This is a genomic window from Enterococcus sp. DIV0660C (assembly GCF_017316125.1).
GTDB lineage: Bacteria > Bacillota > Bacilli > Lactobacillales > Enterococcaceae > Enterococcus_B.
This window is the reverse complement of record NZ_JAFLWA010000009.1, coordinates 36,924-43,170: the sequence shown is the minus strand read 5'-3', so window position 1 is coordinate 43,170 and position 6,247 is coordinate 36,924. Positions and strand designations below refer to the sequence as shown.

Genomic DNA, 6,247 nt, shown 5'->3' with positions numbered 1-6,247 from the left:
TCCTTTTTGTGTATTGTTTATTGAGTGTGTCACACTTTAGCCAACTGATTATGGATTAAACGTAAAATATAATAGCTTTCAACCAAAGGAATCTTTAAGTTCACTCTTTCCTCTAATGGAACAATCGAACTTTGAAGCATTGTGTAAAACGGATCTTGAACCGTTTGATCCAATTCTGCTTTATCGGCAGTCAATGGTTCATTTAATACGATTCGTTCAATCATCCCAGCTGTGTGCATGACCAAATTGATTTTAAAGCCATATTCTTTGCTAGCTAATCCAATACTTTCTGTCACATGTTCAGCAAAATTCCAAATAGGATCGATCAGTTTTCTTCCATTAATAAAAGTAAAGTTATCTGATATAAAGTCCACACATGTTTCTTTCGCCGTTTCTTCGGTTAAAGAAACCTCTGGCGCGTCTTCTAAATCCGCTTCAAGTAACAGTTGGTCTAAAATCAACTCGATATTTTGATCAATAAAGCGCTCAAGTGGAATAAAGGGTGCCGCAATTTTAGGATCAGTGATTCCTGTAGTAGCAATCACTTGATATTCTGATTGAATACGTGGCAGTTCTTTTTCTAATTCAACAATGGATAAAGCTAAAACTGTTATCTCTGCTTCTTGTCGTTTACTTACCGCTCGTTCAATCAATTCCTTGATTCTCTTTGCCGTCCCTTCTCCCGAAGCACAAATAGCTAAAATTGCTTTTTGCTCTTGAGCTGGCTTTTCACTAGCTGGTGCAGGAGAAACAGCCGCGTAACCACGAAAGTTTTTTAAGGAATCATAAAGTGTATCTAGATCTGTTCCTAAAACAGAGACTTTTCGAACAGTTTCTAAAACTAACGACGTCGTCACCATATCAACTGTTCGAATTGGAATTCCTGTCTCTCGCTGAATTTGAGTATTGAACGAGGCCAACGAGCCCATATCAACTAACAGAATAACGCCACTACCTTCATCAACCTCTTGAACCTTTCGTTCAATTCGGCTAAGAGCCGTTTTAGGATCCATATCCAACGGCATATCAACTGCTCGAACATTTTCAACATCTAAAAGTTGTTTTACTACTTGAACCATGCTACTAGCTGTGCTATTTCCGTGAGCTGCAACCACAACGCCGATTCGGCCAGTTGCTTGATTTGCTCGTAAGGACACTAATAAGACTGTCAAATAATAATCTTCACTTTCTGGAATACGAACTTGAAAGTATTCTTCAATATATTTACGGACTTCTTTTGCAACTGCATACTCTTCGGGAAAATCAAATGTCATTTCTCGAATGTTATCATTCGTGTGTCGTTCTTCCCCTAAATTGATTTTTTTCAAAAATGAACTGATATGCAAACTCATCGCATAAATAAAATTCTGTTGAAATTCATAAGGCAAAGAATTCTTAACCATACTATAAATTTGATGTGTTACTTCAATTACTTTAGGATCAACAAATTCAGCCAATTTGTTGTCAGCATTGAAAGAAAATCCATGATCTTTATAAAAAGATTTCAAATGAATATTGATATCTGTCGAAATAAAATGGTTGATTGCCTCTTGATCTAAGCCATCAGATTTCAACAAAGCCGCTTTATCTCCAATAATATCGTATAAGTTATAAGGCAATTCATACGAATCTGATTGGATTTTCATTATGTCATCATTTGGTATGATTGTTAATTTGGGCTCTAGAATTTTTGATAGCTCTGCCATTGCTACGCGGTTGCTAGCTAGCTGAATTAGCCCACTTCGAATTCCTTCTGTTAAATCACTAACGGTAATCGAAATTTCGGGTGAGTTCATATGATTTAGAAATCCACGTGCGCAAATCAGTTGGATATTTGATTTCAATTGTCCAATATTCCCATAAGTAACACTACCAATTAAGGCTTTGGCAACATCTTCCGTCAGAGAAATTTTTCGTTGGATCCGATTCGCTTCATGAGCAATCATGATCTTTACCAAATCGACTTTTTCATTAGCAGGTCGCTTTTCGAAAGACGGTAGTTGAATATTGATTGGAATCCGTCTAACAAAAGTTTCCAACAAGGAAGAGCCGGGGTCTTCTGTCGTTGCACCAACGATACGGACGTTTGCTTCATGTGATTTCGTCGTCTCACCCAATCGGCTATAAGTTCCATGATCCATAAAATAAAAGATCATTTCTTGTCCTTCTGGCGGTAAACGATGAATTTCATCTAGAAAGAGCATCCCACCGTCTGCTTGGTCAATAATCCCCATTTTTTCTTCAGTTGCACCAGTAAATGCGCCTTTTGTATACCCAAAAAGATGACTCATCAATAATTCTGGATTATTTGCATAATCGGCACAATTGAACACAATCAATTCTTTTTCTTCATCAATGACATGATTTGCTTTGGCAAAATGAAACATTGCATGTGCAAAATAGGTTTTCCCAGAGCCAGTTGGCCCCGTAATCAAACAATTTAATCCTCTAGGTGGGTACAAGATGGCAGCTTTTGCCTGTTCAACAGCATTTTTCATACTGCCATTTTCACCAATAATTTTGGAAAAAATATCTTTTGTATCAATAGAAACGATTGGTTCCTCAATTGGTAGAACATCCTCTTTGTAACTAACGACATGCTTGCTTTCAGGTTTTTGATATACATCTGCCTTTTGATATATGTAACGGACTGGTCTGCCATCGGACTTGATTAATTTTCCTTCACGAACTAACTGGTTTAAATCTTTACTACTATTTGTTCGTTGAATTCCTAGTATTTCAGCAATTTCTTGAGTAGTTACTCCTCGATCAGCTTCTGCTTTTGTTAAATGAGCGGTTTTTTCTTTGACATAGAGATAAATTCGGTCAATACGCTTTGTCAATTGATACGCCCCTTCCTGTGTTTCCAAATTTCCTGCTACACTATTTTTCTTACTATTATATATAGAATAAACATAACTAAAAATAGCTAACTACAAAACATAATACTATGGATTTCTAGAGGATTCGTCAACTATTTACCTTATGCTTTTTTTAAAATAAAAGAAACATTTGTTAAACAAGCACTTACTTTTACAAACCATTGTTCTTTTTTCATTTAAAAAACTTATTTTAAAAATAACTAAAGCTATCATTTTTATTTTTTAGTATTTTTTATTAAGCTTAACTTGCAACACAACAAAAATTTTGGAGGTTTAGAAAATGAAAAGAAATCTGTTCTTTACAGTCACTTCACTTGTATTATTTAGTACCGCACTTGCAACGTTTTCACCAATCAGTTACGCGAATGAAAATGTGCCACAGCAAGAACAAACAATCAAAGTAAGTAACTATTTCACTGACATACTCGCTCCTTTAAAAGGAAATAAAATTGATTCCAAGATAACAGCAGAACCCACTCAAGCAATCACGATCAATGATCCAGCTTTTGAAACCAAACTAAAAGAAATATTTCATTTGACCGCTGACGAATCACTCACATCGCAACATATGGAAAGCCTAGTTACCTTAGATATTTCTGGGTTGAGCATCAGAGATATTACCGGAATTGAATTCGCATTGAACCTAACAGACTTTCGTTTGAACAATAACTTAGTGACAGATTTAACCCCCATTCAAAATCTCACAAAATTAAGAATCATCGGTGCGACTAACAACAGGATTTCCTCCATTGATACTATGAATCATTTGCCAGCATTAGAGCAATTGGCATTAAGCAATAATCAGTTAACTTCTCTCGATGGTGTAAGCAAGTTTCCAACAATCAAGCAACTTTGGGTCGATAACAACCAACTCTCATCATTGGTTGATCTCTATTACATAAATGATTTACGTATGATTAATTTTAACTTTAACAACATCATCGACCTCGCACCTTTAAAAAAACATACAAAACTTCAAGGAATTTATGGCGCTGAAAATAAGATTCAGCGTGTTGACACTCAACTTGATTTTCCTAATTTAATTGCTCTAGAGCTAAGTGAAAATCGACTTAGCTTACCTGATAATAATTTTATCCAAATTGAAAATCTAAGAAAAATCGCTGAATTCAAAAATCTCCAACAGCTCGGTCTATCAAATAATGAACTCAACGATCTTAGTCCACTCGTTGAATTGCCAAACTTGAAACAACTGACTCTTTCAGGAAATGAATTGACTAGCTTAGAAGTATTAGAAGATGTACCTAGTCTTCAGAAAGTTGTCGCTTTAAATCAAACTATTTTTGGATCAAATACTTGGATCAACCATAAAACGCCTTTAAAACTCCGAACAATTCACGGTGAAAGACCGAACGTCACTTTTAATCAACCAGGAACTTACGATGGGACAAATATTTCATGGCTAGAAGCTGGAACAAATAATCTTTCTTGGTCTTTCAGCAATGCTAATTCAAGTGAGCAATTTTCTGGTACATATATTCAATATGCGGCTCCAGATTGGAATAATCCAGCCACACCAAGAAACCTCAAGGTGGAAAAATATGAACATTTTGGTACGATACTCAGTTGGGATGCTTCAACAGATGACTCTGGTATTCGTCACTATGAATATTATCGCGATGGTCGATTAATAACGACTACGACTGAAACTTCTTATTGTGATTATCAAATCAATGGTCCTGGACAGTGGAAAATCAAAATTCGTGCAGTAGATTTCACAGGTAAAACTTCTGATTACTCAGAAGAACTTTTCTTTTCACGTTGGTTCTAAAAAATAATAAAACGAGTGTGATTACCTCCACACTCGTTTTATTATTTTAGCAGTTACTTTTTAAAAACTTACTCATTCTTCTACCAACCTGCAAAGTAACCAATAACCACTTGCATCAACCGTCCAAACCAAACACTTACCAACAGGCAGGCAACCAGCCCAAATAAGACTTCAGCTACAAACAACAACACCTGCAGCAATGGATGCCCATTTAGGTTCACTAATCTTCCCTTCATTAAAAGCCCCTCTTTTGTCCTGTGACTTATTCACTCCCCCATCTTTCCTTCACGATACAATGTATCATAACCATTTACTATAGACAAAATTTACAAACTGTTTGGTTCCGCTTTCTTTCTATTCGTTCTTTCCATTATTTTTTTCTTCTTGGCTCTGGCAACTTCTTTGAAAAATCCGTGCGCCCTAACAAAAAATCTAAATTTGTCTCAAAAAAATCAGCAAGTTCAATCAAAATGTATAGTGGAACTTCTCGCTCACCTCGCTCATATTTTGAATAGACAGAATAATCACAGTGAAGATGTTCAGCTAATTTTCGAATCGTTAGCTGATGCTGCTTGCGTAAATAATATAATCTCTTCATAATGAAATCCTTTTTGTTAATTATATACTGCGCTTTTCTCAATCGGTCAATTGTGGACAAAAAGACCACTTTTTTCAGTATGTCAGAAAACAAAACCATTTGAAGTAGTTGATTGAAACTTTCTCTTCTTCCTTCTTCATTTTTTTACAACTACTGTGTTTCGTTATTATCCCTTTTATTGCGAAAGAAAAATGAACATGCTATTCTTAAAATTGATACCAATACACCACTATTTTCGGAAGGTGATCGAATGATTCCTAAGTATGAACAAATCAAACAAGACTTACTAACTGAAATCAAAACGAATAAATTTGTTCCTGGCGATAAATTTTATTCAGAAGCTGCGATTAAGAAAAGATATGCTGTCAGCTCAATCACGGCAGTTAAAGCACTTAATGAATTAACGAATGCTGGCTACCTCTACCGGATTCAGGGAAAAGGAACCTTCATTTCAAGATCAAAAATAGCAGAGACTGTCAAATTCTCAGATCTCGAACGTAATTCTTTTGATAAAGAACATGTCACTGTTTTATCCATCGAAGAAAAACATGATGCTAAGATTCTGCATGAATTGAAATTAGCTAGTAATGAAACATATTATAAAATTAAACGCGTTCGTTACTTTGATGATATACCTTTCTTGGTTCATCTTACTCATTTACCAAAAAAACTGATGAAACAACCACTTACAGATGATTTATCAGCCTACACCAGTGTCTACGAACGAATCCGCTTAGATTTCGGCATTGATCTTTTTTCCTTAGCATCTGTTGAAACAAATGAAATTGTGTTTCCCGATGATCCCGAATTACTTCGTTTGTTAAATCTAAGTTTTCGAGAACCTGCCGTTAAACAGGTCAAACATTCTTATTTGCCAGATAAAAGTGTTGCAGAATACATTATTAGTTACAAGCATTGGAAATATTTCAAAACAAAAATAGAAGTAGAAGCTAAATAAGCCACTACTCCTATTGAAAA

At 35.3% G+C, this 6,247-nt stretch carries 5 protein-coding genes; 2 read left to right on the top strand and 3 right to left on the bottom strand.

The window, feature by feature from the left end:
• Positions 1-29 precede the first annotated feature (29 nt).
• On the bottom strand, positions 30-2,843 hold the full coding sequence (locus tag DOK81_RS02120) for a sigma-54-dependent transcriptional regulator (RefSeq protein ID WP_206907655.1): 2,814 nt from the start codon (positions 2,841-2,843) through the stop codon (positions 30-32).
• Between the two features lie 319 nt (positions 2,844-3,162).
• On the opposite strand from DOK81_RS02120, the gene DOK81_RS02115 reads away from it, so the two are divergent.
• On the top strand, positions 3,163-4,671 hold the full coding sequence (locus tag DOK81_RS02115; RefSeq protein WP_206907653.1) for a leucine-rich repeat domain-containing protein: 1,509 nt from the start codon (positions 3,163-3,165) through the stop codon (positions 4,669-4,671).
• An 80-nt stretch (positions 4,672-4,751) separates the two neighbouring features.
• On the opposite strand, the gene DOK81_RS02110 is transcribed toward DOK81_RS02115, so the two are convergent.
• Both DOK81_RS02110 and DOK81_RS02105 read right to left on the bottom strand, forming a co-directional pair.
• Positions 4,752-4,892, bottom strand: coding sequence for a hypothetical protein (locus DOK81_RS02110; protein ID WP_206907651.1), 141 nt, complete (start codon positions 4,890-4,892; stop codon positions 4,752-4,754).
• A gap of 149 nt (positions 4,893-5,041) precedes the next feature.
• The gene (locus tag DOK81_RS02105) at positions 5,042-5,269 is read right to left on the bottom strand and encodes a helix-turn-helix transcriptional regulator (protein WP_206907649.1); all 228 of its coding nucleotides are present in this window, start codon (positions 5,267-5,269) and stop codon (positions 5,042-5,044) included.
• Between the two features lie 250 nt (positions 5,270-5,519).
• Between DOK81_RS02105 and DOK81_RS02100 the strand changes: the two genes are divergently transcribed.
• Positions 5,520-6,227: a GntR family transcriptional regulator gene (locus DOK81_RS02100; RefSeq protein ID WP_206907647.1), complete on the top strand. Its 708-nt coding sequence runs from the start codon at positions 5,520-5,522 to the stop codon at positions 6,225-6,227.
• Positions 6,228-6,247 lie beyond the last annotated feature (20 nt).